The organism is Ferrimonas marina (genome assembly GCF_900129905.1).
In the GTDB taxonomy this organism is placed as follows: domain Bacteria; phylum Pseudomonadota; class Gammaproteobacteria; order Enterobacterales; family Shewanellaceae; genus Ferrimonas; species Ferrimonas marina.
Genome location: NZ_FQXG01000003.1, coordinates 307,613 through 333,836 on the forward strand (window position 1 = coordinate 307,613; position 26,224 = coordinate 333,836).

The following is a 26,224-nucleotide window of genomic DNA, read 5'->3' on the forward strand; positions in this document are numbered from 1 at the left end:
AGGTCTCGATTCACTTAGCAGTGTCGCCGCTGTGGGCCTTGGCTGTGGCGTTGGCGTTGTCTTCGCTTTGCGAGTGCAGCTGTTGAAGGACCTGCTGGAATCGCCGCTTGTTGTGCAGGTGACCCACCATGAGTTGCCCGGTGAGGTAGGCAAACACCGGGCCACTGAAGCCCATGAGCAATGACACATCGAGCAGGGGGCTGATCACGATTAACGTAAGGGAAAAGGTCCAGGCGCCTTGAATGACACGGGCTTTGATAGAGTTGACCACCCCGCGGAAGTTAATAAAGTCACTGAACAGGGAGCTGGCCAGGGCGATGCCGATGAGTAGGGTGACGCTGGCAACGCTGCTGTCCAAGATTGTGGGCTGTAGCCAGGTCTGCACGAGTGGAAGCACGGTGCAGAAGCACAGCAGGGGGATGGCGTAGGGGGTAATGTAGCTGCCTACCAGCTTCTCATCATCGATGGCGCGGGTGTGTTGCGCGTCTTGCATTAGGTAAAGCCTCGGGTTGTTGTATTTGTCAGGACGGCCGGACAGTTCATCCGATGATCCGCCGTCGGTGTTTGTTGTGGGTAGCTGGTTAAGCCTTGGGAGTCGTGTCGCCATTTGCTAACCGGTGATTGGATTGGGCTTTGACATGCTGTTGCAAGATTTGAGACTGGGCCAAAGCGTAAAGAAGTGCGGTTAAAAGCCCCAGCAGGGTAAGCCTCGGCCAGTGCAACAACGCAAAGCCCGTCGCGGGAAGGCTGAGCATCAGCGCGTACAGCCCCATCTCAACTCGCTCAGCCAGGTTGTCAAGCAGGCCCCGGAAGAATAGAGCGTCATTAAGCAGGGCCGCCGCAAGGCTCAGGCCCAGCAAAAGGGCCAGGGTGGACCAGGGGTCGTTATTCACTGGGGCCTGGTTCCAGCAGTGCATTAGGGCCAGGGCAGCAGAGCCAGTACAGAGTCCCACGGCAAGGTGGTTTGGCCGGGCTTTTGACAATCGGTTTTGCTGGTGGGAGGCCACGTTGGCGGAACGCTCGGTCATCGGTGTCTCACTGGGTCTGGTCAATCGGTTAAGCGCTGGGTGTTGCGCACGTCTGCGCGTTTTCCTTACGCACCTCAGCTTCGAAGTGGGCAATTTGACGCTCCATTTTCTGGTGAACGCGTGCGTTTTTCCGCCCCTCATACAGTGCTGGCAGTGGCGCGGCAATGAACAGTAGGTAGGCGACTGCGTACTCAGAGAAGTACACCCAGCCAGTCAGGATGAGTACGGTTGCAGTTGCGCTCCAGGCTGCAGCTGCTGCGCGCTCACGGCGCGATGCAACCTTGTTGCGGTAAAACGCCAGGTCGTTGGCCGCGGTGGTGGTCAGTGCCGCCAGTGTCATGTAAAGGGCGGCGGTGCCGCTGTCGACTGCCGGGGTAGACCAGCCAAAGGCAAGGCAGAGATTGAGCAGGGTGCACAGAGAGAACACCAGCAGCAGCTGGGTGTTCACCTGGATGTGATGCCGTCGGATCGTCATGGCCCGGGCAAGCTGTTCTGAGGCAGAATTCATTGCGGCTTTCCTGGTTGTGTACTGGGTCTTTTGAATGCCGGCGGCTGGTACTCTGCCCAGCCGGCCAACTGGTAGTCTCCGTTGAGGTCGAGGTGCTCATAGAAGTCGTCGAAGCTGTCGCAGCGTTTGTTCTCGACCCATCCGACAGAGTGCACCGGCTCTTCCATATGATCGAGCAACACCCAGTCTTTGGCTTGCCCATCGGGGTGGTGCTGCAAAGGGCGGTTTTGGTAGTACGCCAGCTCCACCCGGACTTTGTCGGTACGGAGGTTGTGGATAGCCACCCAGAACAACTGTTCGGTACCAAGCGGTACCGGCGGGGTCTCTTCTGGGGCATTCCAGCTCACCTTGGGGGCCATGGCCTCTTCATCCTTGCTACAACGTTTAACCTGGCGAATTCTACCAGCAGAATCAGTCCTATGCATCCACTGTGTCGGGCTGGATTAGGCTCAGGAGCCGGCAGCGGTAGCCTTTGTTCAGCAACTCACACATGGCGGCACCCACCACGTGTCGCTGGGCCTGGCGGTTAAGGGCAGGGATGGTCTGGCTTTGGCACTGACCGCTTTCAATGGCTTTCTGAAGCATAGTGAGCCGGTCAACGATAACCGGGCTGAACAAGGTCGCGATGGTCTTGCTGCGCCACCCGTCGATGGGGAGCATGATGCTGATGGGCTTTTGCAATACGGCCAGGTTTTTTTCGGTCAGGCTGGCCAGTAAGAACTGCGCCAAAGCCACGGTATCCGGGTCGTCCACCTTGATGCTCGCCTTGAAATCCCACTCCATGGGTACACTCCAAAATCAACAATTTCGATATATAAAAGTATATGCCAGTTAACACTTTAAGGCAAGGGGGCGTGGGCGTAAGCCGTTGCTTTTGTTGTGGCTCCGAGACTGGGAAGCCACGGCCTTGCTGAGGCGCAAAGTAAGTGCGGTTCAGTGTGATCCGGCGACTTGCACTGGTGCGCCTGGAGTGGGATCATCAAGCCAGACAGGACCCAATGAGATACGCCGTGGAAACCGACAACGACACCAGCCTGCAGATGGAACAGCACGACCTCACCGCCTTGATGGCAAAGGCGCAATGGGTGGGTTCGCTCAGGCGTTGGCTATTATCACCGGTGTCCTACGTCACCCCCATTTTGCTGATGCCGCTGAGCGCAGTAGCTGGCAGCTGGATCGCGGCCTTGGGGTTTGGCCTGGCCATTTCTTCCGTCATCGGACTGCTGTTCGTTGAGCGGCAGCTGTTTTGGCCCATGCAAAGTGACCTCATCAGCCAGCAGGACCTGCTGCGGCAGCGCCTGCAGCAACTGGGTTCAAGACCTGGCAGCGAAGAGGGTGTCGAGGAAGCAATCGCGCTGTGCCAGCAGATCAAGTCACTGCACCAGGTCGCCAGCGTGCTCAAGCATCAGCCCTGGATGGGTTCCCCGGCCCTGGATCAGGAAATTATCCGGTACCGTAGCTTGCAGGAGCAGTAGTCGGTCAGCAGGTTTCACTTGAGGCAACTGAGGCCTGGCGAGACAGCATGAAGGCCCCTTTTTGTTGCTTGTGACGCGTGTCAATCATCGGCTTGGGGGGTGGGTGCTTGACCTGGAGGGCTTGCTGTGGGGTAATGCTTGCAGGTGCCCAAGGGCCCGGGGACGACCACCTGTCTTGCGCTAAGGTCTCAGAAAAACATACTGTTTGTGCCATCCGCTTTACGATGCTGCAGCAGTGAGCAAGGACTGCACGCAGCGACGCCGAAAGGCCAGGAAGCTGATGATGCCAACTACCGACTGCCCTATCTGCCTAGGGTTTACCCCGGGCACAACCGCTATACAACTGATCAAGACCTCCGCGTCTCTCCAGGTGCCCGCCATGGAATGTGGGGGTGCTCAGTGAAACTCAGCAAATCCCAACTCAACCCGGTTCTGACCCGCTTTCGCTATGCCCTGGCGGCCGTTGGTGTACGCCTTCGCCGAAGCAGCGCAGAGCAATACCTGGCCCGGGCCTTTGGCCAATCGACGTGGCAGGGCTGCGTGTTTCAGGAGGGGCTGCAGTTACCGCCCTTGGTGGTGATGGCATCCCGGATCCATGCGCAGCTTGAACACCGTAATTTGCTCCGCCCTCTGCCTGAAGATCCGGACCGCCAGCAGTGGTTGCTGCAGCATGTCTTGTCAGAAGCGCTCGATGTTCCACTGGTCCGGCTCTCGACGTGGTTCCATACCATACGCAAGGGAACGCAGTACCTGCCTAGGGAACGCAGCTTTGAGCAGTGGCTAGAGGACGCTATCGCCTGGCAGTGGCAGCAGGGCATCGCGATCTTGGCGCCGTCACCCGTGACAGAGGAGTTGTTGACCGGCATGGCCATTGCCGCGATATCGCCGACCCTGGCAGTCTCGTCTTCACTTGGCCAACTGTCAGAGCTGGAGGGGATCCCGGGGATGGCTGCTGAGTACCTGCTGAGCAAAGGCATATCCGCACAGAGGCGGGTCGCTGAGGGCCTAAAGGACCTCGAATTCCATACCTGGGTAACGGAGGGGTGGCTAAAGGAGCACTGCGGGGAGTTCCTGGCCAAGGGTGCTGAGGTCGATGAGGTCGAGTTCTTGGCAAAGATCCGGGTGCGGCGCCTGGCAAAGATGACGCCCAGCGTTTCAGGCGATCCCGATGCGATGGCGGGGATCCGGCGCTGTGGTGTGTGTCATGACTTCATGGTCGGGGCGAAAGGTGGCACTGGCCCGGTGAAGATGATTTGCGCTACCTGCTCGATCCGTAGTGCGTATCGCACCACCTCTGAGCCGGTGAGGGTGATCGAGTTGTCTTGGCCGGGCCTCCCGGAGGGCATGGACCGCAAGGAGCTGAACGCCGTGATAAGCGGGCAGGTGCTTGAGTTCGAAGAAGGGGAGCGCGTGGTAGCCCGGGTGGCGACCAGTTTGCATACCTTGGCCTATCGCCGGTTACTGAATCTGGAGTTCGGGCCAGGGATGGTGAAGGGTCTGGAGATCCGTTTGCTACACCTTCAGGAGGGCAGTGTGAGGATCTCAGATGTGGATCCCGAGGGGGTCAGCGCTTCGGCTACTTGGTGATATCTGCAGGGGCCCATTCCTGTGGTGGGTGATGTAGCAAGGTCAATGGGTCTGCGCTATAGTGCCAGCGTTTGGTCTGCTTTGCTGGTGGGTTTTCAGGTGTTGAAGTGGTGGTGAGTTCACCGGGAGTAGTTGGGCGTCATGCCAAGACAAAGAACGCAGTTACCTGAGGGAGCACGTTACGGCCGCCTGGTGGTGATCCGGGCCGTGCTTGTAATGGACGGCCCATCGCGTACCCTCTTTCGTTACGATTGCGGTGCCTTATACGAAGGCCGTAATTCCAGTGTGGCGAAGGGGGCCACCCGTTCATGTGGTTGTCTCCATAGGGAGACGGCGGCCAACACCTCAAGAACACACAGGTTGGTCGAGATCTTGCCAGGTACCCGGTTTGGGAGATACCAAGTCGTGGGTATTTGCGAGGACTACCCAGCGGGGAAGCCGGAGTATGTCTGCCGGTGTGATTGTGGTGAGGAGAGGGTCGTTATCGGGGCTAATCTACTCGCTGGCAATAGCCAAAGCTGTGGTTGCATCACTAGAGAGCGCATGTCGACGAACAACCCGCGAAGGGCTGTAAGGTCACAGGCAGCCAGCGTTTGCTGATGGCGTCGAGCTCCAGGTTGTGTCGGCTATTGGGTTCTAAAAAGAGGCGGGCCGAAGCTCGCCGTCTCACTCAGTAGCACTCCGCCAACTGTTCGGCGTCGGCAACGACGACATGATCCCCCCACCAATAAACCTCGGCTGGGTTCAGTGCCAACTCCTTAGAGTCGTCGCCCTGATCCCAACCACTCTGGGCTTCGATGAGGCGATCTCCGCGAACCAGCACGACCCCCTCGGCAAGCTCATGGTCATCACCAGTGGCTGCGACTTGATCAATCAGCTGTTGCATGTGCTTTGTATCCATAACGCTAGTCTCCGATAATCGCCCCGAAGTCCCGGGGCACACCCCCACTAGCGTGAGGAAAAGTGAGACTCAGTTATTTCGGCTAAATGCCGATGGTGCCTGCGTCGATGGGACAGGCCCACCCTTGGGGACCGGCAGTTTTAAAATTATCACGGTTAGCTCGTATGTCAACGTATACCAGGATGCACGGTAAATAAGTAACAAAAGGGTCTTGAGCCGCAGGAAAAGCGCTGGTAAGGTAATTTTTGGACTTACGCGTTCCAGTCAGCCCACAGACAAAGCCAAAGGCGGCGTTTTATAGCAATGCACTCGCTATAAGTGAATGAGTATCACAGGTGATCTCGTGTTTGTGGGCCGCGTGATCGAGAACTGGAGATGCTGAATCATGAGCCGATACCCCACCTCTAACGAAGCCCGCATTCTTGCTAAGCAACTTTCTCAGCAGTTAGGAATAAAACATACGCACGCACAAGATGCCATCGCGGTTGCCTATTATCTTGAAGATTGGAGTGCATTAAAGGACCAGTTCGGGAAGCCATGTGCCGGGGCTTATGCAAATGACTCCACCGGGATGTATTCGCTTCAAAGTCCTCGTGCTGAAGTAGATCAGATATTAAAGACCCAATTCCCCGAGCTTAAGTCACACTTAGGCGGACGGGACGTTCTAATCGGTTCGCCGTTACATAAGGTTCTCACGGGTGATTTACGTGGGATTCCGGATGTATGGTTGGCTGCCCTGCTTGAAGGTGAAAGATCGAAGCCCATGGCTAAGCAGAGTTATGCGGAGCTAGTCGAAGAGATACAGTTGATGCCATTGCATTTGTCGGATGTGATGGAGCAAGCAATGCGTCGGAGGGGTAGTTTAGCTAAGCAGGATCGTGATGGAGATCGTTACTTTGTAAACCCCACTCTCTATTTCCCACAATTCAATATCAGTTTTTATGCCTACCACCGATTCAAAGGATCGCACGTTGAGGTCTTCGTGCGGGAGTTAGATATAGTCAGTGCCGTTGGGGGGGACGGTGAAGCGGTAGGGCCTGGGCAGCCAACGCCGTCTGTCACTCGTCGTAAGTGGTTTCAGCCGTTGATTATTGGTTTTTTGAATTACTACGTGCAGCAACTGGTATTAGCTGGGTACCGGCCCAGGTTGGTGGTGTCTCGGATTTGCATGGTAGATGTCCATAAAGTCGCAGGTGCTTACGTAAAAGACCTCAATCCAGCTGAAACTGCTATACAGCAGATTTTACACTTCCTAATGTGGCGAGGTGCTGTCATCAAGCCGCATGTCAATTCGTCAGGAGTAGAAAGTGATCTGGCATTGCACATTGACGATGTGAGTTCGTTTAACTGGTTCCCTGAGGAGGGCCGAGTATGAACAGGTCACTGCGAAAGGCACTCGAGGACTATTTGGCGATGCCTGAGGCGGAGAAAGTAACTTTGGGGTTTAGGGCTGCCTGTTCTGAAGACTATAGAATTTGGAAAGATAAATACGGGAAAAATTGCCCGGCCCGGCATCATGCATATAACTATCTCCTGTTTCGCTTAAGGTTGAGCATGGAGTGCAGGACGATTAATGGCAAACGCAAGGTTGGCGTGCGTTTAAATGATCTCCCAACGGGGAGGGAGACGGTTTTTGTTCCAACTGGGGCGTTCGCGCTTGCCGAGAGTGGATGTTATCAGCCCCTAGGGGTACGGAAGGAGATGAAGTCGAGCTACAAGAAGCATGTTCTTAAAAAGGCGCGAAAGGAAATGGATTCCTCTTGGAAGCAAATTTACCCTCACCTACTGGTCGAATCGGTCAAAGGAGGGACTTCTTTTTCCGATGCTATGATTGTTGATTTAAAATTGAATGTTTCAGAGCAGCATGTGTACTTTCTTTACGATTCTTCAGTAAATGCAATAAAGATAGGCATTTCTTCCGATGTTCAACGCCGACGCATCCAGATAGAAAATCAGCTTGGTATTGAAAATATGAAGGTGGTCGGCTGGGTCCCTTATGCAGGTCAAAAATTGGAAGCTCGTCTGCATAAGTTGTTCAATCATCTGCGTACTTGTCCTGAACGTGGCAAGGAATGGTTTCGGGCAACGGGTGAACTAAAGGGGTTTGTAGAGGGTTTGAATCAGACCGCCATGAAGGCCGAGTTTATCGAGGAGGCAGAATCGAAGGCCTCTAGATGCGGTGGCCCTGTTGTTGAGGCGGCCTAAGAGATTGAGATTAGCTTTAGACTCGGCAAGTACCCGCTGCCCGGTCGAGCGAGCTTTGAGCGCTGGGTCTCGTGTGTAGTTAGCAAGCCGTAAGCCCAGATTGTTGCCCTGCTGGGTCCCCAGCAGGGCACTTATTTTGGGTTCTACCGAGCACGTCGTGGACGCCGCGGCCCCATGTGGGTGGTGATCTCGTCATAGAAACCGAGCCGGATGGCCGCCGCTGAAGCCCCGCGGGCGCCTTCTTGGAAATCTCCGTGGCGAGTGAATTTCAACGCCTCTGCTTGGCAGAGGGCTTTGTCGTTCCAGTAGCCGAGAGGTTTATGCCTGGAAGTCATATGAGAGCAGATTTCGTGGTTCCAGCCCTGCTGCTTCGCCTTGCTGTAGGCGCTGGGGCATCCCTTCATGAACAAACTGCGGGTGGCGTACTTGAGGGCCTCCTGGTGGCATCTTTCCTTGGTCCAGTAGCCAGCTCGCTTGATCTTGGAATACATGTGCTGGGTGAGCTCTTTGAGTATCCCCATACGAGAAGCTGCGTTGTATGCGTTCAGGGCACCCTCTTTAAAAGCCTGGATGGAGTCGTAGGCCTTGGCAGTTCTGCGGATGGTCTCCTCGTCCCAGCGACGAATGGAAGCCCCCAGACCCCCGCCAGCCTGGCGGTTCAATAAGCGCCATCCGGCCCGTCTGAAATGGTTGATGGTGGCTTGTTCAATTGTCGCTGCCAACTCGTGGTCCAGGTACAAGCTAAGTGGGGTTATGGTCGGCTGTTCGCCCGAGCTCTTAATGTGGGACAGTACCGCGGAGTCCTTGTTACTCCGATCTCCGGTGCCTAAGTGGGCCTCACTGCGTTCCTGCAGGTTGTAGGTGAGGCCGATGTAGGCGACCTTGTTGGGGAAGGCGGCGATGTAGACCATGCGCTTGGTGAGGCTGCCGCGGCGGCGCATATGCGAGCAGATGTCGTCCAGCCAGCCATGCAGTCGTGCCGCCTTGTAGGCACTGGAAGACCCTACCTGAAAGGGTTTGCGCGCCTGGAACTGCAGGGCCTCAGCCCAGCAGCGCTCCTTGGTCCAGTAGTTGGCAGGGTGAATAGTGTTAGGGTAGTTCTGGGTCATCTCTTCAAGCCAACCGTTGCGCTTGGCAGCTTGGTGGGCGCTGGGACTGCCTTTTTGGAATTCGGTACGGGTTTGAAATCTGTCAGCCTCGCGCTGGCAGCGAGCTTTGTCGTTCCAGTAACCTTTAGGCTTATAGCCTTGGTAGTGCGCGGTGATCTCATCAAGCCAACCGTTTCGTTTTGCAGAGACGTATGCCCCTGGTGAGGATTTAAAAAAGGCATGCCGGTTTAAGTATTTATACGCCTCCTGCTGGCATCGGGCCTTGTCGTTCCAGTAGCCATTGGGTTTGTAGCGGCGCTTTGGTTTCGAGGTCTCTGAATGGCGCTGTGTCTTGAGTTTGTGCTGAGAGTTTTGCATGGCTTGCTCCTATCGCAACAGCGTTACTGCCCAGTCGATGTGACTGAACTGCGTAGGTGAAGTGCAAGCCGGCTTACGAGGTAACTGTAGGTGCAAAATGCACATGCGCAATCCGGATTTAGCCGGTTAAACTGGGGTTACTGGAGTAAGTGGCGACCCATTAATAATGAAAGCTAGGCAGGCCTTCGTAATAAGGCCGATTGCGATCCTGGGGAATTGGCAATTCAAACAAAAATAATTTTTGGGCCTGGCTGCGGTGGGTGCGGTATCGGTCAGTGAGGTGCGATTTATGTCATGTGGTAATGGGAAAGATAGGAAGGCTCTGTCAGGTTTGATGGAGCGGTTGGTGATGATCCCAGGCGACCGTCGGTTTGTGGTCGAGGGGTTTTGTCAGGTGTGTCAGTCGGCCCAGGGCAAGGATTTGGTGTCGCATGGGCCAGGGCGCTGCAGCTTTCTCTATGAGTGCGGGTGTCGGTCCGCCAGCAGGGCGGGGCAACCCACGATCTGGACTGCAAGCGACGGTCGAGAACTCGAGGTTCTGGATGACGGGACCCGGCGATGGGTTGAGTAGGCTCAGGGCGTGTGGAATGGCGTAGGCGCCCGTACGTGAGGTAGCGGGCGCCGGTATCGGCTCAGCCTTGAGGCCTGGGCTCGGCGCGCTGGCGCTGCAGCTCTTCCCATCCGTCCCAGCCGCAGCTGATCGCCATAATGACCATGATCCCGGCCACCCACAGGCTCAAGCCGGACTGCAGGTGAACCAGCAGACTCAGAGTGACGGCGACAGGGCCGAAGATGCCCATGAAGATCTTGAAGTTGAAGGTGTGCATTGGGTTCATCGCGTTTAGAAACAACGCATTATCCTATCATTTGGTGGGGTGGTGGTGCGAACGGCATTACTCGAAAAGGGCTATGGCGCTGGTGTATTGAGACGGGGATCACGGCGTGTGGGTGCCACCCAGGTGAGGCGGGCTCATGCGTTGCCGGGTATGACACGCTGTGCTAGCTTCTGCATCGTCAGCGCCCGCCTCCAGGTTCTATAGTGCTTTGGCTGAGCTTGGGGGAGGGGCCGGGCGCTGGCACACTTAAAGAATTGCGGCAAAAAGAAAAACGAGTGTATCGATTCGATACACTCGATCATGCATTGCTTAGATTAGCAGGCCAATGACCACGCCGGACACGACCGCAATGGCGCTGGCCAGGTAGCCGGCATTGTCGATGAGAAACTCACGGCATTCGGGTGATAATTGCATAAGCCGGTTCTCCCCTGTCTGGTATAGGTGATGATGGCGCAGCCAGGCAAAGGCTGCAACCACCGGTGCTAAGTCTCTGCCTGCGGCGTGTGAGCATGGCCAGGTGCAAAGCACTGGGAATTGGCCTTGTCGATCTTCCAGCCAGCGGCTCGTGCCTGTCTGGCACACTCTGGATAGGTCTCCCCCACAAACTCCCCATCTTCCGGCTGAGCCCGCTCAGCGCAGGCCACGCAGTCGCAGTAGAGCAGCAACCGGTACCCGCCAATGATCATTGCAGCAGGTCCGGCTCGGCCCAGCCGTCTTTACTATCCAGCAACGCTTGAGCGAACTGCTCGGCGCAGCGCACCCAGTCGGTGACGTTAAACTCATCGATGACCATCTTGGGGTCGATCTGGACCATCTCAGGCCAGGACATCGCATGGGCTGCAACCGATTGCGGCAGTACCTGGTACCCGATGTCAAACCGGTCCCGTTCGGCCTCGGAGGCGCAGTCGCAGACAGCGGCAATGGCCACGACGTGACCCTCGTGCAGCTGGAATACAGCTTCGGCCTCGGAGCCCTGCAGGTAGATCACAACCGTCGGCACATCAGGGCGAGCCTGAGCGAAGTTATCAAGCAGGTCCTCGGAGCGTGCTCCATTGGCCGGTACCTCAGGTCCGGGTACCTCCAGTGCAGCGGCCTGGGCCGCTACAGGCCGCCAGTAGTGGTAGGTCGGGCGGAGCTTCTCAACAATCGATTTCATGGTCCCAATCCTTTGGGTTGGGTCGGGTACTGATGACAGCACCGCGACGGGTTTAGGGTCGTCCGCCCCGGGGCGGCGCTACTGCCAAGCTAAGACGACCTCGGTCGCATCCGCCGTCAACGGCATCAGGCAGGTGGCCTTACGCCAGTCGCCAGCCACATTGGCCTCACCGAAGGTGACAATCACGCCGCTGGGCAATTGGTAGTAGTCAGGCTTCGCTTCGAGGAGCGACTTAAACAGTGTTTCGGAGATCGGAATATACGGTCGCTTCAGCATCCATGTTGTCGGCTCCGGCCCTAACAGTGGGGTAGCGCGTTTAACGTTAACGTCAGCCTGAGCAAACCACAACTCGGCGGCCTCGATGTCGGTCAGCGGTGTCTCACGCTGTTTCAGTTCGACGTCAAAGTAGGGGTCGATCCAAGCTGAGGGCAGGATTTTCTTAATCATTCGCTTATACATCTCAGTGGCCTCCTGCCATCAATCACTCAACAGGTAACAATATACTTAAGTATATTGCTGGATGCAAGGTATTTGTCCGATGGCGGTTCAGTGCCGGCACAGGTTCCCTGCTAGTGACCCATAGGCCTGCATGGCAGCGCGTGCCAGGCGGTACTTTTTGCGGTCCCGGCTGACATTGGACGGGTCCAGACCTAGGGCTCTGCCGATCTGCGCGGGGGTGTGGCCGGCTTCAATCATCTCGTACATGGGCCGAAGACCGAGCTTGGGTGTCACCTTGAAGAACGCCAATACGGCATCGGTGTACGCAGAGGTGCCCTTAGGGGCCACCAGGGCGCGCTGATGGGCCTGGTGCATCCGGGTCAGCCGGTCAATGCCCTGCTGAACGTCACGCTTAAAGGTGGCGTCATCCCCTGGTGCAGGGAAGGGGGTGCCGTTCACCAGCACCGAGCACAGGCGACGGCGGATGGCCTCCTTGCGTTGGTGGTTACTGTTGGCCAGCAGGGCTTTGAACTGTTGTGCGCTCAGGCGCAGTTCCTGGGGTGCGTGACAGTGCATTACGCGGCCTCCTGCTTGGTGATGGCGCCCATGGCCATGGCCAGGCGTGAGGCCTTAAGCTCGGCGCTTTGGCTGCGGGCGCGGTACAGCGCGCTGAACACCTCCAGTTGTCGGGGCTTGGCGCTCAGGTGCACCTGCTTCATCTGCTCCTTGGCCAGGTGGGCCCGGTCCGCCAGCTTCTGCGGGGTGTTCTCGCTGTCCTGTTTGCCGAACACGGCGCACTGCTGCGGCATGCCGTGGGCAAAGGCCAACATGGTGATCAGGTAGCTGGTGGTCGAGTAGTGGTTGGTGCCCGGCAGTTGCTCGCAAATCCAGTCCGCCAGGGCATCGGTTGCACCGGTGTCGCCTGTAATCTCGTAACAGTACTCCCCGAACTCAAAGCCATCCTGTGACTGGTGATCGCTCACCAGGGCGCTGAGCTGTGTACCGGTCTGATCAAGATGCTTGGCGATCTCCAGGGAGGCTTGGCAGTAGGCCCGGCGCACTGCAGCCAAGGCCTTGCGATCGGTCACGATGGCCTTCTGCTCAGCTTGGGTGGCCAGTAGAGCCAGGGCCGCCTTCTCGGAGGTCAGGGCCGGTCCATGCTCAAGCAGCCAGTAGCGGGTGATGTCGAGCTTGGTGCGGGACTGCTCGCCGCGGTGCTGCAGCAAGCTGGCTGCCAGGTGTTGCTTGGCAACGCGCTGGTACTGGCCGGCGAACTCATCCAGGCGTTGGATGACCCGGGCGGCTGCGTCCTGGGTGTTGGTCAGGCCAAGGGCGTGCACCCGTCGACGCTGAAGGTTGCGCAGGTGGCGGATGGCCAGCAGGTGGTTGGCTTTCTGGCTGCGATGCTGGGCCATGGTGACGACGCTGGGGTGGTGCGCAATCAGCTTAGACGGCATCTGGCCCAGGTTAAACAGGCCGGCCTTGTGGAAGCACTCAGTGCGCGACAGGGCCTTGGTCATGTAGTCAGCGAACTGGACGCTGGTGCTCACGCCGGAGTTGCTGGTGATGAAGTAGGCCGGAGCAGTACCATGGTAGGCCCGCAGCGGCAGGCGCTTGGCAATGCGCTGCTGCATGGCGGCATCGTGCTGGGCCAGCATCAGCCCCCATGCGCCCTCTTTGAGCCAGGCGTGGAAGCGCTCAGAGTCGATGTTGAAGCCGGCCTGCATGTTGTCCAGGTCCACAGTGCCCTGATCGTGCAGGTCGATCTGGGTACGTACAGACAGGGTGAAGTCGGGCATCCAGTAGCCGACGGTAGCAACCTGGCGACGGTGGCTGACGCAGTCAGTGCTGGCCTTGTAAGTTTTGAGAGAAGCTCGGCCCGGGTCCATGGCGCCAGTCTGTTTGTTGACCTGGCGCTTGCGACGGGAGAAGCCCTTGGCAGGTTCCGCCTTGCGATCGCCAGAGTAGTCGACAACTTCGGACTCGAACAGGCGCTGCTGGGCAAACTCGTGGGTGGCGCTGACCTCAACCGGGCCGGCTTGGTTGGCGATGATGTCGGCGTGGATCTCTTCTACCGAAGCTTTGAAGCCGTGCTGGCTCTCAAAGGCAGTGGCCAGGTCGCGACGGCCCAGGCTCAGCAACTGAGAGCGCAGTGCCGGGTCCCGGCTCAGGTTGATCTGCCGGTCGCTGTGGCCGTCCTTCGCGGAGATCGCCTCTTCACCCGTCTTGGGGTCGAAAGCGTAGGTCAACTGGAAGCGGCGGGTGTGGGTCGGCAAGGTGTTGGGGCGCTGTACAGGCCGGCCAAACGGGTCCATTACCAGATCACGACCGGTGGGGAGGTTCTCCAGCGGGATGGGCAGGTAGTCCTGCAGGTGCTCAGCGGACAGGGCGTCGCCATGTTCTGCCTTAAGTTGAGCGAAGCTCTTCTTAACCGGCTTGAACAGCTGGACGGCAATGGCTTCCGGTACCTCTCGGTTGAGCTCAGTGTCACTGTCCCACTTGCCACGGCCCTGTGCCGCCAGCTTGGCGTTAAGCTCGCTGTTGGTCAGCGGGAAGGGCAGGCGCTTACCCTTGCGCACGTCATCGAGGATCTTGACCGGGCGGTAGGGGAGGGCGGCGACCCCATGCAGTGCCCACATCAGGCTCAGCAGCACGGCATGTTGTTCGGTGAACAGGTTGAACATCGGGGCTGCACGCAAGCGCTCGATATACATCTTGCGGTACTCGCGACGGACCTTCGGGATCATGGTGGTATCGGCCATGATGTCTTGCACGCCAGGGTGCTCATCAACGCGGCCTTGCTCGTACAACTCGACGAAGTCGCGATGCAGTTGTTGGGAGTCCACGGTGATCTGGGCGGCATACTGGACCATATGCTCGAGCACGCGGGCCTTGAGCACGTTGGGCTGCAACAGCACGTTGCAGTTAGCCACGGGGTCATACGCCCGGGCATGGTAGGCGCGCTGGTTGATGTCGGTGCCGACACGGACCATGTAGTCACGGAAGCGCAGGGTGCTGTCGCCAAATACGGCCCAGCGGGGGTAGGCAAGCAGCTCTTTGGCGGAGTGGTCGTTGCTGACCATGCCGCAAGTAACGCAACCGTAACGGGCCACGCCACCACAGCCCTTGGACTGCTCCTGCTTGCCATCTTCGTTGCTGACCATCTCGCAGACGTCGTTGGAGCCTTCGCCGTAGATCTGCAGCAGCACGCCGTAGTGGGGCATGAACGCCTCGATGCGCTGGTTGGGCAGGGTGCGGGACATGGACTTGTCGCCACAGTGGGCCAGGTAGTTGAGCACCTCTTGCACGGTCCAGTCGCCGATGGGGGCGAACTTGAACACCTGACCCGGCTTGTTGCTGGCCTTGCGGACTCGGTCAATCAGGGCGGCGGCCTTAACGCCACGAACGCCCTGCTTGTTCATGTTGTGGCTGCGGCGGCTGGACTCCTCGCTGCGGCTGCCGGAAATAGAGACCCAGGTGCGGTCCTGGTACTTCTTCGGCAGGGACTGCTTGATCTGCTTCAGTGCGGCAATGGATTGGTTCACCTTCCAAATCAGTGAGCAGTCAGCGTGGCGTCCGGACATGGCGGTGGCCGGCAGTTTCTGGGCCCCGGCGAACAGGATCATCAGCTGCTGGTGCAGCGGCGGGGTGACGATGCGCATCTGGAGATTGATGTCGTGGTTTTCGCAGTAGTCTTGCAGGTGCCGGGCGGCAAAGGGCACGTAGCACTGCAGGTTCTCCGGCTCCAGCAGGGTGTCCACGGTAACCACCACCAGCGGGTGGTCCGCTTCGATGAGGTCGGTATCAATGGCCCGACGCATGGCATCCAGGGCGGCGTTGGTGACGGTCTTGCTGTCCTTGCCGTAGGACAGGCCGATCTGCAGGCAGTAACCTTCCGCCAGCAGCGCCAGGTACTCGGCGACCAGCGCCTCGTGGCTGGTAAAGGCCGCTTCGGCCTGTTGGTTGACGTTACCGCTGATATCGATGGCAAGCATGCCTGCTCCTGTGCCGTTCCGGCGTTTTCCTTAACTGACAACCAGGTTATCGGGTCAGCTAAACGTTGTCAATATACAAAACTATATATGTAGTGGGCGGGCAACTGTGAGGCCTCTGGGTCAAATAAAGGTTGCAATCTGGCCGAGATTTAATATACTTATGTATAACAAGTGACGACAAGGAGTCCGAAATGGACATGTTGAACGAAGCCGTAATTGAGCAAGGTGCTGTTGACCAGGGCTCGGTCACCGATGAGCTGCACATCCCCCAGCGCACTATTGTCGGTCAGGAGACTCTGACCTTCACCCTGGTGGCCGGTACCGAAGGGATCGGCACCACCTACAGCTGTAAGCCGACCTATCAGGTCCTAGCGGACAACTTCGAGATCGAAGACGAAGCCCTGCCGGAATTTGAGCGTCTGCAGCGCGACGCTGACCGTCCTCGGGTTAAGAAGATCTTGGCCTATCTGCGTGACCGAGATAACACCGTGTTCCCCTCTGCCTGTCTGGTGCTGTCGGCCCAGGACTTTGAGCTAAAGCGCGTCGACGTCGTTGTCGATGGCGAGGTGGTGGACCATGTCTGGCGGGGTACTCTGCCGGCGTGGGCCGACCGTTTGTTCATTGACGGTCAAGGCCGCCTGGTGAGCATCAAAGAGGTATTGCAGATCCGTCCTGAGTTGGCTTCTCATGCCTTGGATGTGAAGATCGTGCTGGTGCCCACCAAGACCATCCGGGAGTCTGAGGCCTTTGTACGCCAGATCTTTGCTGACTTCCACCTGGGGCTGCGCAAGCCCAACAAGAGCCAGAGCCTGTTCTTTGACTCCGAAACCGCCGTCTCCCGCTTCGTGAATAACGAACTGCCCCAGGCCGTCGACGCGCTCGATGGTGCCATGGTTCAGGGTCTGTCTCGCACTGGCCGCCTGGCCAAGGGGCAGCTGTTCAACCTGGCAACCGTGCATGACATGGTCCGTATCCTGCTCGGTGGCGTGAACGAGACCAAAGCCAACGAGATGTTGGATAACCCGGTCATTGGACAGCACCTCAAGCAGTTCATGATCAATTTCTTTGCTTCGTTGTACAAGCATCTGCCGCTGAAGGACCTGCAGGATCACCCGGGCAAACCCAAGGAGATGCGCGCAGCCGCCAACAACAACGTGCTGACCTGCGTGATTGGCTTCAAGGCACTGGCCTACCTGGGCTGCTCCATGTCAGAGGAGTTCATGTACAGCGATGCCGAGGAGCCGGAGCAGATGAAGGCACATTTGGATGATCTGTTGGGTCGCCTGGCCAAGCTCAAGGAAATGCCGCTGACGGAGCGTGGCGATAAGACCTGGACCACCGCCAAGATTTACCAGAACGACGACGGCAAGATCACGATCGTGAAGGGCTCTGAAAAGCGCCTGGCGTTCCAGTTCTGCCGGAAGGTTGGGGTGATGCCCTGCGAAGCGTTGGGTATGGGTTAAGGGGGCGTGATGGCTGATCAGGCTTATCTGTTAGATCTGGAACTGGAGCCCTGCCCGGGGGCTCTGGCTCAGGTCCGAACCGCCGTATTACAGCAGCAGAAGGCGGGGGTGCCGGTGCTGTCGGTGCGCACCATCCAGATGGATCTGGCGAAGAAGACGGCGGCGTTCCTGGGTCAGGCTGAGCTTGGAGTAGTGGTGGAGGCCACCCAGCGGGCCCGAGAGGCTACCGTAGACGATCGCGCCCGCTGGGCCGAACACTACGATGCTGATGAGTGTAACGATTACGACCAGGTGCTGGAGTTTGAGATTGAGATCGGCGCCATCGAGGCTGGGGGCGAAGCTGCCGTTGCGGCCTGAGCCAGCTTGAGTTGAAAGGAATAAGGTCCAGGTTGGTCGAGTGATTGGCTGGTGGGCCGTGGGTGAGTAAAGGAGAGCACTATGGACAATGTTGAGAAGTTGGCGACGCTGATCAACAGCAAAACCCAGTTGGACGGTGCGATTGGGGATCAGGCCGCCAAGACACTGGCCTCTGTGGTGGCCAGCAACGACATCGGTCTGCTCAATCAGTTGATCGGTACTGTCGCCGGCGAGGGGCTGACTCTGGAAGGGGTGCTGGTTGAGTTGCGTAATCAGTGGAAACAGCAGGAGGGTGCCGGCAATGGGGATGTTTAGTTTCGATGTCCATGAGGTACTGCCTGACGGTTCGAGTCGCCGTCGGGCCATGCCGATTGAATGCTATGCTCCAGCGGAGACGGTTTACTTAATCCGTCCGGATGGTGGGGAGCCATTAGTTGAGCATGCCTACAAAGGCTATGGGCGCTTCGCTGGGACTAATCTGCATGTGGTGCTGGCCAAGCAAAATCTTGCCCCTGAGATTGCCGATAAGCTTGATGAGGAAATGATGCGTAAAGCAGGCATTTTGATGGCGAGTGGGGTGCCGGTACTGATTGCGAAGGATGGAACCCGCTACTGCAGTGATGATTATTCGATGGCGTGCGCTTCCTTGGGTTTTGTCGTGCAAGCTAACGTGTACCCGAAAGCGTCAGAATTCGAAGTGGCTGGGGAAACTGCTACGGCTATCGAGCATGGGCGGGCGCGTCGACTGAGTAGAGTGGAAGAGCCACTGCGGGTGCGATATCCGCTGAAGCTCTCCTTCAGCAGGGACGTGTCCTACTCGGAGATCCCGGCCTCAAAGGTGCTGCCAGCGGGTTGATGTAGGGATACATCTGGGCGCCAGCAGGGCGGCCTTGCTCAATCAAGGGACTGAAGAACTAGCGTGTCAGGGCGTCGCAGGTCTCGCCACGCTGGGCAGCATCGAAGCAGGGCTGGAAGAACAGGCGAAAGTCTTCAAGCTGTCTCATCCGTTCGTAGGCGGTTTTTCTGGAGGTGAAAACCTGGTTGGGTTGGCCTGCAATCCGATAGGTGACGGCGTAGTTGTCCACGTAGGTTGCGGTCAGATACGAAGCGGCCATCCACTCCTCCGCAGACGCGTAATCCGAGGGGGAGCCGTAGATCTTCTCCAGTGATTCGGCGGTTGAGGTGCAGCCAGAGAGCAGCGCAGTGGCGAGCAGAAGAGCGTAAAGCCTGTACATTGTGATCCCCTCACTTAAATTGGTCCAGCCAATGGCTGTATACCGATGACTCATCCTTGTCACTAGTGACAACATATCAGCTAGATGTGAGCACGTCTAAGGGATGGGCCTGCCCCAGTTGAGAGGGGGGAGCATCAAGCTCCCCAATACGTTGTTATGCTCTACTTGAGCCGTGTGACCGGTTCACCACTGGCCATCAGCCGATTGGCCGCTAGAGTATCGTTGATGATTGAGTAGAATACGCCGTTTCGCCGCTTTGCTAACAGGATTTCGCGAAGTGCTTTGCTGGTACGCAGTCCCCACTCCGTGTGGTAGTTAGCCGACCTCTCATAGGCATCTTGAAAGGCGCTTTCATCTTCCACGCTCAGTGGACCACGCTGTCTCATGTCGCGCTCCAGGCGTTTCACGGCGAGAAAGGCGCAACTCTCTGCAACTAATTCTTCAATCGCGTAGCGCAGTTTCTTGCCTTTCTTCTCGTGCTTGCCCGACCTCTGGGTCACGTCTTGGGTCGAGTGGGCCAGTTCATGGGACCAGACCGCGTAGTAGCTGATTGCGCACTCGAACTGCTCTGGCCGGGGTAGATGGACAACCCTGCTGCCCTGGGTGTAAAGCGCCCGGGAACGGTGATCTGCGATGGTGATGTTGTGGGCCTGACGTTCGCACTCAATCTTGTCGGTCACCACCTGGGCCAGGGAAGTACCGAGGCACCACCGGGGTTTGGGGTGGTTGCGATGTTTGATCTGTTCAAGGGTGGCTTTCTGGCTGGGGGACATCGCGGCAACGAAATCCTCAGCAAGCCAGACTGGGAAGCGGAAGAACTGGGTATCGCTGCTGCTCGCATCGGCCTGGGCCGGTGAGGCCAGCGAAGTGATCGGCTGGATGTCCGCCAGCTTTGGGCGGAGTCGAGTCCACTCGTCGACCTGGGCTTGGCGGGCGATAGCGGCACAGGCGCAAGCGTCTTCGCCGGCCCGGGTGCGCTGAGCTTCGATGAAGTTGATGGCCGCGCCTGCCAGCAGCTGGTTTCGCTCTCCCTGGTAAAACACCGGCCTGCCGCCTTTGAACTTCTCAGCCAAAACGGGCTGGATGAGCCAGGGCTGTTGCCACTGCCGTCGTTGTTCGGGGCACCCGTTGATGATGGTCGACCAGAGAGAAAACACGTCGGCATAGGCCAGGGCTAAGCCAGCATGCACTGGATAAAGTACGTTGACCGCTATGTCGGCAAAGCTGTTGAGGTTGTGCTCATCGCAGGCCAGCAGGGTCGATAACGCTTCGATAAATCGCGGTTCCTGGTTCTTGCGGCTTGCTTGCTTCAGGCGCCGCTGCAGGTCCTCTTTTGCCTTTCTCAGGCGCTGCTCTTCAGTGCCTTCGGTAAGGTGCAGGTTAACCAACAGTTCAATCAGGGTGGCGGAATTGATGGTCTTTGGTTGTATCCAGGTGAATTCGGTCTGGATACTAGCTACGAATGGGAATCATTAAGATGCTAGGTTGGTAAAAGTGCCACAGCGATCACGATTAACCTAGACCTCCTTAATCGCATGAGTGAAGAATGAGCTGTGCGGGCTGAAGAGACCTGGGTTAGCACCCGCAGTTTGGGTGCGTGGTAAAGAGCGGGTATGGGTTGCACCGCCTATTGGCAGCTGCCGATTATGGAGCCAAAGACGGTGTTGTTTTCAGCCTCGCAGGAGGCGTTTTCCTGGCGGCCTTTGCGAAAGCGCAGATCTCCTTGGATGACATTGTCACTGACTCTACTGTGTGTGTTGTTGACCACAGCAATCGCACCAAGAGGGTTGAGCTGGGTGCATTCCTTCACTTGTGCGTAATCAGACGCGGCTACTCTGAGGCGGTTGCCAAACTGGGTTCTTCTAATGCGGGCATTGTCAGCGCCGTTGAATATGCCCCGAGTGCCAACAGTCGAGTCGCGTATGGAGTAGTTGGGCATAACGTCAGGCTCAGATGTGATTTTGACGCCTCGTGTAACGGTAGCCGTATCCAGATCGAAACCGTTCGTGTGTTCGTGGGGGACAAAGTGCGCCCGGACATTACCATCGACGGTGGAGTGGTCGATATCCAGCTTGGCCCCGATTTTAAGATGGAGCCTGCCTTGAACAGTAGTCCTCATGCGGATACTCACCCATCTGACGGGCCCACCTGTGATGTCACCTTGTAGAACGGCATCGGCAAACAGTCGAATTTCGTCGCACCCGGGCTCAGCTAAGAACTGGCCAATCATGTCTGAGTTCTGAATATTGATATATCCCCCTGGGGCGCAAGTGACGTTGCCGTTGATCGCGCTGCTTTGTATGACCCTGAGGCTGCCTTCAACACGGAAACTGCCCAGTATGGTGACTACTGCACCGTCCTTAATGCGCCAGGTGTCGCCGGCAGGGACGACGGTGCCATCTGGAAACGTTGTGTCTTCATCAATGTCAATTCGCTCGGCCATGGCAAGGGGGGTGAGCAGCAGGAAGGTCAATAATGAACGGTGCAGATACATGGGGGCTCCGACAGCTAGCGATGAGTCTGGATTCAGGTTAGGTGGCAGGTGGCCAATTGCATCCATGATGAGTGGTTAGGGGGTTTCCCGGGCCTAGATCGTAACGCTGTAAAATGAAAGAAAAAGCCGGGAGTTTTATCGTGGAGCGAGAGCCTTACACCTATCAAACCGAGGAGCCGCACTTTGACAACTCTGCGACCCTATCTGACTGGCTGTATAGCCACATGCCGGAGGGTTGGGAGATAGTTGATCGGGATGGCACCTACGCTGAGGTGCGCGATGAAGAGCGCCGCCTGTACGCGGTCCAAGCTTCCGGCAACGGTGACAGCCAAAACCACAAGATCGAGTTTGAGCTACTGGAAGATCCCTTGCCTGTCCGTCGGTTTGTCGGCGCAAAGGGCAATGGCGCCAAGATTGAGTACGTGAAGCAGCGCGGGTCTAAGCACCCTTCGGAGCGAGACCCGGACACGGCGATTTTCTCCGTTATCCGTTGGCAGGGACGGGACCCGGAAACCGACCAGTGCCTGGAATCCGGACACAATGGCGTCAGCGCGATGCTGGAGATCCGCGAAGGTTGCGATGAAGTGCTGAGGTACGCGATTAAGTATCATCCGGACTGGGCCAAGGCAGCCATTGGTGTCTATCGGTCAGCAGTGAGGGAGCCAGGTTGGCTTGACCACGTGGATGCCAGTGAGGATCTCTCAGAGACGGGCTGTGTGTCTGGGGTGTTCTTCAAGTATCCGGATGGGATCCGGGTGAGCTACAACAAGCCTCGACTGACTCGTCAACAGTGGTTGGCTGAGCGTAATAGCCCAGATGCGGGCAAGCTCAAGCCTGAGCACCTGAAACTGTCTCTGGAGAAATGGCAGGGGGATTGCCAGCTAGGCGAGGAGGGTCTGCAGCGGCTGAACATCCTGCGTGACAACATCGATTACGTGCTGGCCTTTGTTCGCCGTGAGTTCCCCGGGTTGGTGGAGTTTGTAGAGAAGGGCCGCCAGCAGCAACTAGCCGGTGAAGGTGAGAGCCTGGGCCCGATGTAGGGACCTGAGGCCGATATCATTGGCGTGATACCGGTGCATTCCCTTTGTCAGTCTGGCTGGCATAATAAAAACAGATTAAGAATCAGGACTAGCCAATGCTTCGTGGTACCAACGCATCGCCCACTATTTACACCCGCCCCAGCCTAGAGCACGTCGGTACCGGTACCGGCATCGCTAAACAGGGGGAGATCGCGGCCCTGTACCTGGCGCCGGATGGTTGTGAGGCGCTGTCTGGGCACTACCTGGAGGAGTACGACGGCTACCACCCGGCACTGAACGTGATCTACAAAGGTCGCCAGCTGCCCAAGGGCAGCCCGGGTCATGAGTTGGTCGCGCTGCATGTCCGCTTTGGAGAGGGGGAGGCCTTCGGATCTGCCCTGGCAAATGCTGATGAGGCTATCCAGACCTTGTACGAAAAGCAGGGGGCAGCGTTGCTGGCCGGTGCTGAGATCCACTATGGGGCCCGTCACCACCTGGAGCTGCCCGGCGTTGAGCTGGCCGATCTGCAGGAGTGGGAGGCTGTCGCCGGAGTCGAGGTGGTGGAGAGGGCAATCACCGAGTTGGTCGAGTATCTGGCTACTGAGGAGAAGGTAAGTCGTCTCAGGGTTTGTGAGGAAGAGTTTTGGGAGATGGCCGGCGTGTTGTCGGAGCTGGCCGCTGAGTCGCATGACCAGGAGTTCGTTGAGGGCTGGTTGGAGGATTACCGGGAACAGTTTGAGGCGGTCACTCCGGCGCTGGATTGGTTGGATGTCGACCGGATCTTGCGCCATGACAGCGGTGAGCCCATTGAGCTGCTGACCTTGGCCGAGACAGTGGTCGAAGAGTGTGAGCTGGATTGGGAGTGTATGTTCAGCTTTGCCCTGGCCAACGCCTCGCATTACGAGTTGCCGGAGATGGACAACCGCAGTGATGAGTTCCATAGCCTGTGTCGCCTGGCTGAGGGGCTCGGGAGTCTGCAGGCGGCCAAGGCAAGTTTGCCGGTTCGGTTGGTGTTTGAGCCGGATTACACCCGTGGCAACGTTCACGATGCTGTGGTTCATGCCCTGTCGCAGACCGATGAGCCGAACCCGGCCCGGGCGGCATCCAACTTTATGGCGCGCAAAATGGGTGTGGTAGGCTACTATGCCAGTGCATCCCAGCCTGCCTACGCTGAAGCGCCGGTGCAGGAAGAGCTCAAAGGCCGCGAGCTGCTGATCATCGATGATCGCCTGTTGGGCCAGTCCCGTGTCGCCAAGCTCACCGGACTGGATGGCCGAGAAATTCACGTCAGTGAGCCAAGCGCAGAGCTGACTCGCTGACCGTAAGAGGGTACGAACACATGTTTAATCGTTTTCTGCATTGGGTTGATAAGCCGAGCCCGGCTCGGCGGTTGGTGGAAGCACTGGCCGCCTCCGGTTATTCGGAGGAATCAACCCATGTATCGAAACAGCAAACGGGCGCTGCGGCGCCACCACTATCAACGTCGTAAAGCCTTTTTTGCCAAGCACAGCCTGGTATTGTCCTGGTGGCGAGAGAAAGAGCCCGAAGGGGCCCGAGCAGCCTGCGTAACCCAAGCCGCTGCAAGGCGCGCCACTACCGCCAAGGACTGCAGCTGCTGGATGTGCGGCAACCCCCGCCGCTTTGGCTGGGATGCTAAGCCCTCGGAACGTCGTGCCGACCGTAGCTACCGAGAGCAGCTGAGCGAGTTGTGATGAGTAACAGGCCCCGGGAGCAATCCTGGGGCTTTTTTACGTCTGTTGTGGAGTGACGGAGCGGTGCAGTGGCTGGGGGTGTACTCACTCGACAGTTGTTCATGTTGGTGGGTTGTGAATGCTCCGTTGGGTTCGTATGATGGCGCCGTTGTGAACGGATTAGCACGGTGGGGTAGGGACATGCGTTTTTTGGTGTACGGATGCGGGGTGTTGCTGACGTTGGGGGCCATGGTATGCCTGGGGTCGGTTATCTATTTCACCATGGAACTCCATCTGTTGCCTGCGGTAGCCTCACTGGTGTGTCTAGCGGCTAACTTGATGATGCTCCTTTGTGTCTATCTCGCCTGGAGATTGCGGGAGCGGGAGCCCGAGCTTCAGCCCCTTCATGGCCCATGGCATGAGAAGCAAGACCCGGGCTTAAGTGAGGGCGCTCGCTAGCGATCGGCTCATCTGCGGGTAGGTCGGGTACTGACCTGGGGCAAGGATGATAATACGGGGTCGTCAGGCAGTAGCCGGCGGCCCCGTTCTGTTTGCGGCCTCAGAGCGGTGGAAGGTAACTCTAGCGGAGGTATCGTGTGTTTGGGTTCAAGGTGAGATAATTAATAACAGCGCTAGAGCGGTTCTGGCGCTGTGTTGGTTATTGCCTGCCGCCCGGTGGTGGTTGGCCTGTCGTGAGGAGAAGGATACCGTGGACAGTACTTTGGTGATCGTGGCGATTGTAGCCGCCGTTGTGGTGATGTTTGTGATTTCAACCTACAACCGGCTGGTGGCCCTTCGTAACCGCGTGGGGAATGGCTTTGCCCAGATTGAGGTGCAGTTGAAGCGCCGTTACGACTTGATCCCGAACCTTGTGGAAACCTGTAAAGGCATGATGAAGCATGAGCGGGAGACCTTTGAGGCGGTGGTGAATGCCCGCAATGAGGCCGCTAAGTGCCTGGAGAGTGCATCTGGCGGTGATGCGAAAGGAGTGGTGGCCCTGGCCGGTGCCGAGCAACAATTGGCGGGTGCCCTGGCCGGGATGCGGGTTGCTGTCGAGGCGTACCCCGATCTGAAGGCCAACACCACCATGACCCAGCTGAATGAGGAAATGACCAGCACCGAGAACAAGGTGGCGTTCAGTCGCCAGGGCTTCAATGATGCGGTGATGACGTACAACACCGCCATTCAGAGCTTTCCGGCCAACCTGATGGCCGGCATGTTCGGCTTCCAGGAGAAGGCGATGCTGGAGTTTGAGGACAGCGCCCAGATCCAGGCGGCGCCCAAGGTGCAGTTCTGATGAACTTCTTTGCCAACCAGGATCTGGCCCGGCGCCAATCCAAGCAGCTTTTGCTGCTGTTTACCCTGGCGGTGATGGGGGTGGTGGCGGCGGTGTATCTGGCGGTGTATCTCATCTTCCTGGGGCCAGAGGTACCGGTAGTGGGACCACACCTGTTGGTGATTGCCGGCATTGTCACCCTGGCTATCGGCATTGCTACGCTGAAAAACGTGTTTGCCATGCGCAAGGGGGGTGCCAGCGTAGCGGAGTCCCTTGGGGCTAAGCTGCTGCCGGCTAGCAGCGATGATCCCAAGGTCCAGCAGCTGCGCAATGTGCTGGAGGAGATCGCCCTGGCCGCCGGTACCCCGGTGCCGCCAGCGTATCTGATTGAGTCTGAGACGGTGAATGCCTTTGCCGCCGGCTATCAGCCTGAGGATGCGGTGATAGGTATAACCCGGGGGGCGCTGGAGCATTTCAGTCGTGACCAGCTCCAGGCGGTGATCGCCCACGAATACGGGCACGTGGTCAATGGCGATGCGCGCCTGGGCGTGCGCCTGCTGGCGCTGGTGGCGGGCCTGTCCTTCGTGGCCACTGCCGGCTTGTACCTGCTCGGGGGCTCGTCAAGCCGAAACAGTGCCAGGTTTGGCATCGCGCTGGTGGTGATCGGGGCGGTCGGTGTGTTCTTTGCCACCTTGCTGCAGCGCTCCATCAGCCGCCAGCGTGAGTATCTGGCGGATGCCACCGCGGTGCAGTTCACCCGAAATCCCGATGGCATGGCTGGGGCGCTGGAGCTGATCCAGCAGCACGGCTCGGCCATTGAGTCCCGAAAAGCCGTAGCGGCCTCACACCTGTTTTTCAGTAGCGCGGTGAGTTTGCCAGGTGTGCTAAAGGGCATCGAGGGTTGGTTCAGCACCCATCCACCTTTGCAGGCGCGAATCGAGCGGATCCGGGGCGATTAGAGCGGCTTACAGGCCCCGCCGGTGCAATGTGCCGGCGGGGCTTTGTTGTCTCTGTCGTAGGGCAGAGGCGAATTTCTGCGGTATACAAAAATATATTTACAGAGGGGCCGGGTGGGGGTATTCTAAAAGGGTTGA

28 protein-coding genes are annotated in these 26,224 nt (G+C 57.9%); 13 read left to right on the top strand and 15 right to left on the bottom strand.

What is annotated here, in order from left to right; genetic code table 11:
• Window positions 1-10: 10 nt before the first annotated feature.
• From BUC04_RS08600 to BUC04_RS08620, 5 genes are all read right to left on the bottom strand, one after another.
• Window positions 11-493, bottom strand: a complete 483-nt coding sequence (locus BUC04_RS08600; protein ID WP_067655788.1) for a hypothetical protein — start codon at window positions 491-493, stop codon at window positions 11-13.
• A gap of 88 nt (window positions 494-581) precedes the next feature.
• Window positions 582-893, bottom strand: a complete 312-nt coding sequence (locus tag BUC04_RS08605) for a hypothetical protein (RefSeq protein WP_143165616.1) — start codon at window positions 891-893, stop codon at window positions 582-584.
• A gap of 163 nt (window positions 894-1,056) precedes the next feature.
• A complete protein-coding gene (locus BUC04_RS08610) occupies window positions 1,057-1,536 on the bottom strand; it encodes a hypothetical protein (protein WP_067655782.1) in 480 nt (159 codons plus the stop codon).
• Complete coding sequence (locus BUC04_RS08615) at window positions 1,533-1,895, bottom strand: hypothetical protein (RefSeq protein ID WP_067655779.1); 363 nt, start codon at window positions 1,893-1,895, stop codon at window positions 1,533-1,535. The genes BUC04_RS08610 and BUC04_RS08615 overlap by 4 nt, the downstream gene beginning before the upstream one ends.
• Before the next feature lie 58 nt (window positions 1,896-1,953).
• Window positions 1,954-2,319, bottom strand: coding sequence for a hypothetical protein (locus tag BUC04_RS08620; protein ID WP_067655776.1), 366 nt, complete (start codon window positions 2,317-2,319; stop codon window positions 1,954-1,956).
• Window positions 2,320-2,534: 215 nt separating this feature from the next.
• Here BUC04_RS08620 and BUC04_RS08625 point away from each other — a divergent pair, with 215 nt between their 5' ends.
• On the top strand, window positions 2,535-3,011 hold the full coding sequence (locus BUC04_RS08625) for a hypothetical protein (RefSeq protein WP_143165617.1): 477 nt from the start codon (window positions 2,535-2,537) through the stop codon (window positions 3,009-3,011).
• A 399-nt stretch (window positions 3,012-3,410) separates the two neighbouring features.
• Entirely contained in the window at window positions 3,411-4,598 is a 1,188-nt protein-coding gene (locus BUC04_RS08630) for a hypothetical protein (RefSeq protein ID WP_067655772.1), read from the top strand.
• A 670-nt stretch (window positions 4,599-5,268) separates the two neighbouring features.
• On the opposite strand, the gene BUC04_RS08635 is transcribed toward BUC04_RS08630, so the two are convergent.
• Window positions 5,269-5,484, bottom strand: coding sequence for a hypothetical protein (locus BUC04_RS08635; protein ID WP_067655769.1), 216 nt, complete (start codon window positions 5,482-5,484; stop codon window positions 5,269-5,271).
• 400 nt (window positions 5,485-5,884) lie between these two features.
• On the opposite strand from BUC04_RS08635, the gene BUC04_RS08640 reads away from it, so the two are divergent.
• The gene (locus BUC04_RS08640) at window positions 5,885-6,874 is read left to right on the top strand and encodes a hypothetical protein (RefSeq protein WP_067655766.1); all 990 of its coding nucleotides are present in this window, start codon (window positions 5,885-5,887) and stop codon (window positions 6,872-6,874) included.
• Window positions 6,871-7,704 (top strand): GIY-YIG nuclease family protein, encoded by an 834-nt coding sequence (locus BUC04_RS08645; protein WP_067655763.1) that lies wholly within the window; start codon window positions 6,871-6,873, stop codon window positions 7,702-7,704. The genes BUC04_RS08640 and BUC04_RS08645 overlap by 4 nt, the downstream gene beginning before the upstream one ends.
• A 143-nt stretch (window positions 7,705-7,847) precedes the next feature.
• Here BUC04_RS08645 and BUC04_RS08650 read toward each other — a convergent pair whose 3' ends face one another.
• The 6 genes from BUC04_RS08650 to BUC04_RS08685 form a co-directional block, all read right to left on the bottom strand.
• The gene (locus tag BUC04_RS08650) at window positions 7,848-9,170 is read right to left on the bottom strand and encodes a GIY-YIG nuclease family protein (RefSeq protein ID WP_067655760.1); all 1,323 of its coding nucleotides are present in this window, start codon (window positions 9,168-9,170) and stop codon (window positions 7,848-7,850) included.
• 632 nt (window positions 9,171-9,802) lie between these two features.
• Window positions 9,803-10,021 (bottom strand): hypothetical protein, encoded by a 219-nt coding sequence (locus BUC04_RS08660; RefSeq protein ID WP_143165618.1) that lies wholly within the window; start codon window positions 10,019-10,021, stop codon window positions 9,803-9,805.
• Window positions 10,022-10,688: 667 nt separating this feature from the next.
• Window positions 10,689-11,162, bottom strand: a complete 474-nt coding sequence (locus BUC04_RS08670) for a hypothetical protein (RefSeq protein ID WP_067655748.1) — start codon at window positions 11,160-11,162, stop codon at window positions 10,689-10,691.
• A 78-nt stretch (window positions 11,163-11,240) separates the two neighbouring features.
• Window positions 11,241-11,621, bottom strand: coding sequence for a hypothetical protein (locus BUC04_RS08675; RefSeq protein ID WP_067655745.1), 381 nt, complete (start codon window positions 11,619-11,621; stop codon window positions 11,241-11,243).
• Window positions 11,622-11,708: 87 nt separating this feature from the next.
• Window positions 11,709-12,176, bottom strand: coding sequence for a hypothetical protein (locus BUC04_RS08680; protein ID WP_067655742.1), 468 nt, complete (start codon window positions 12,174-12,176; stop codon window positions 11,709-11,711).
• On the bottom strand, window positions 12,176-15,595 hold the full coding sequence (locus BUC04_RS08685) for a tRNA lysidine(34) synthetase (RefSeq protein ID WP_067655739.1): 3,420 nt from the start codon (window positions 15,593-15,595) through the stop codon (window positions 12,176-12,178). Before BUC04_RS08685 ends, BUC04_RS08680 begins: the two co-directional genes overlap by 1 nt.
• 191 nt (window positions 15,596-15,786) lie before the next feature.
• Between BUC04_RS08685 and BUC04_RS08690 the strand changes: the two genes are divergently transcribed.
• From BUC04_RS08690 to BUC04_RS08705, 4 genes are all read left to right on the top strand, one after another.
• Window positions 15,787-17,058: a DGQHR domain-containing protein gene (locus BUC04_RS08690; protein ID WP_067655736.1), complete on the top strand. Its 1,272-nt coding sequence runs from the start codon at window positions 15,787-15,789 to the stop codon at window positions 17,056-17,058.
• Between the two features lie 9 nt (window positions 17,059-17,067).
• Window positions 17,068-17,415 (top strand): hypothetical protein, encoded by a 348-nt coding sequence (locus BUC04_RS08695; protein WP_067655733.1) that lies wholly within the window; start codon window positions 17,068-17,070, stop codon window positions 17,413-17,415.
• An 81-nt stretch (window positions 17,416-17,496) separates the two neighbouring features.
• On the top strand, window positions 17,497-17,730 hold the full coding sequence (locus BUC04_RS08700) for a hypothetical protein (protein WP_067655730.1): 234 nt from the start codon (window positions 17,497-17,499) through the stop codon (window positions 17,728-17,730).
• The gene (locus BUC04_RS08705) at window positions 17,717-18,271 is read left to right on the top strand and encodes a hypothetical protein (RefSeq protein WP_067655727.1); all 555 of its coding nucleotides are present in this window, start codon (window positions 17,717-17,719) and stop codon (window positions 18,269-18,271) included. Before BUC04_RS08700 ends, BUC04_RS08705 begins: the two co-directional genes overlap by 14 nt.
• Window positions 18,272-18,329: 58 nt before the next feature.
• Here BUC04_RS08705 and BUC04_RS08710 read toward each other — a convergent pair whose 3' ends face one another.
• The 3 genes from BUC04_RS08710 to BUC04_RS08720 all read right to left on the bottom strand — a co-directional run bounded on the left by BUC04_RS08710 (window position 18,330) and on the right by BUC04_RS08720 (window position 21,144).
• Window positions 18,330-18,650 carry a hypothetical protein gene (locus BUC04_RS08710; protein ID WP_067655724.1) on the bottom strand — a complete coding sequence of 107 codons (321 nt, stop codon included), beginning with the start codon at window positions 18,648-18,650 and terminating at the stop codon, window positions 18,330-18,332.
• Window positions 18,651-18,811: 161 nt separating this feature from the next.
• Entirely contained in the window at window positions 18,812-20,038 is a 1,227-nt protein-coding gene (locus tag BUC04_RS08715) for a zincin-like metallopeptidase domain-containing protein (RefSeq protein ID WP_067655721.1), read from the bottom strand.
• A 239-nt stretch (window positions 20,039-20,277) separates the two neighbouring features.
• Window positions 20,278-21,144 (bottom strand): hypothetical protein, encoded by an 867-nt coding sequence (locus BUC04_RS08720; RefSeq protein WP_067655718.1) that lies wholly within the window; start codon window positions 21,142-21,144, stop codon window positions 20,278-20,280.
• A gap of 140 nt (window positions 21,145-21,284) precedes the next feature.
• Here BUC04_RS08720 and BUC04_RS08725 point away from each other — a divergent pair, with 140 nt between their 5' ends.
• The 5 genes from BUC04_RS08725 to BUC04_RS08750 all read left to right on the top strand — a co-directional run bounded on the left by BUC04_RS08725 (window position 21,285) and on the right by BUC04_RS08750 (window position 26,089).
• Window positions 21,285-22,184 (top strand): hypothetical protein, encoded by a 900-nt coding sequence (locus BUC04_RS08725; protein WP_143165619.1) that lies wholly within the window; start codon window positions 21,285-21,287, stop codon window positions 22,182-22,184.
• Between the two features lie 95 nt (window positions 22,185-22,279).
• The gene (locus tag BUC04_RS08730; protein WP_067655712.1) at window positions 22,280-23,482 is read left to right on the top strand and encodes a hypothetical protein; all 1,203 of its coding nucleotides are present in this window, start codon (window positions 22,280-22,282) and stop codon (window positions 23,480-23,482) included.
• 117 nt (window positions 23,483-23,599) lie between these two features.
• Window positions 23,600-23,875, top strand: coding sequence for a hypothetical protein (locus BUC04_RS08735; protein WP_067655709.1), 276 nt, complete (start codon window positions 23,600-23,602; stop codon window positions 23,873-23,875).
• Window positions 23,876-24,563: 688 nt separating this feature from the next.
• Window positions 24,564-25,151 carry a LemA family protein gene (locus BUC04_RS08745; RefSeq protein ID WP_073325823.1) on the top strand — a complete coding sequence of 196 codons (588 nt, stop codon included), beginning with the start codon at window positions 24,564-24,566 and terminating at the stop codon, window positions 25,149-25,151.
• Window positions 25,151-26,089 carry a M48 family metallopeptidase gene (locus tag BUC04_RS08750; protein WP_067655702.1) on the top strand — a complete coding sequence of 313 codons (939 nt, stop codon included), beginning with the start codon at window positions 25,151-25,153 and terminating at the stop codon, window positions 26,087-26,089. Before BUC04_RS08745 ends, BUC04_RS08750 begins: the two co-directional genes overlap by 1 nt.
• Window positions 26,090-26,224: the final 135 nt, after the last annotated feature.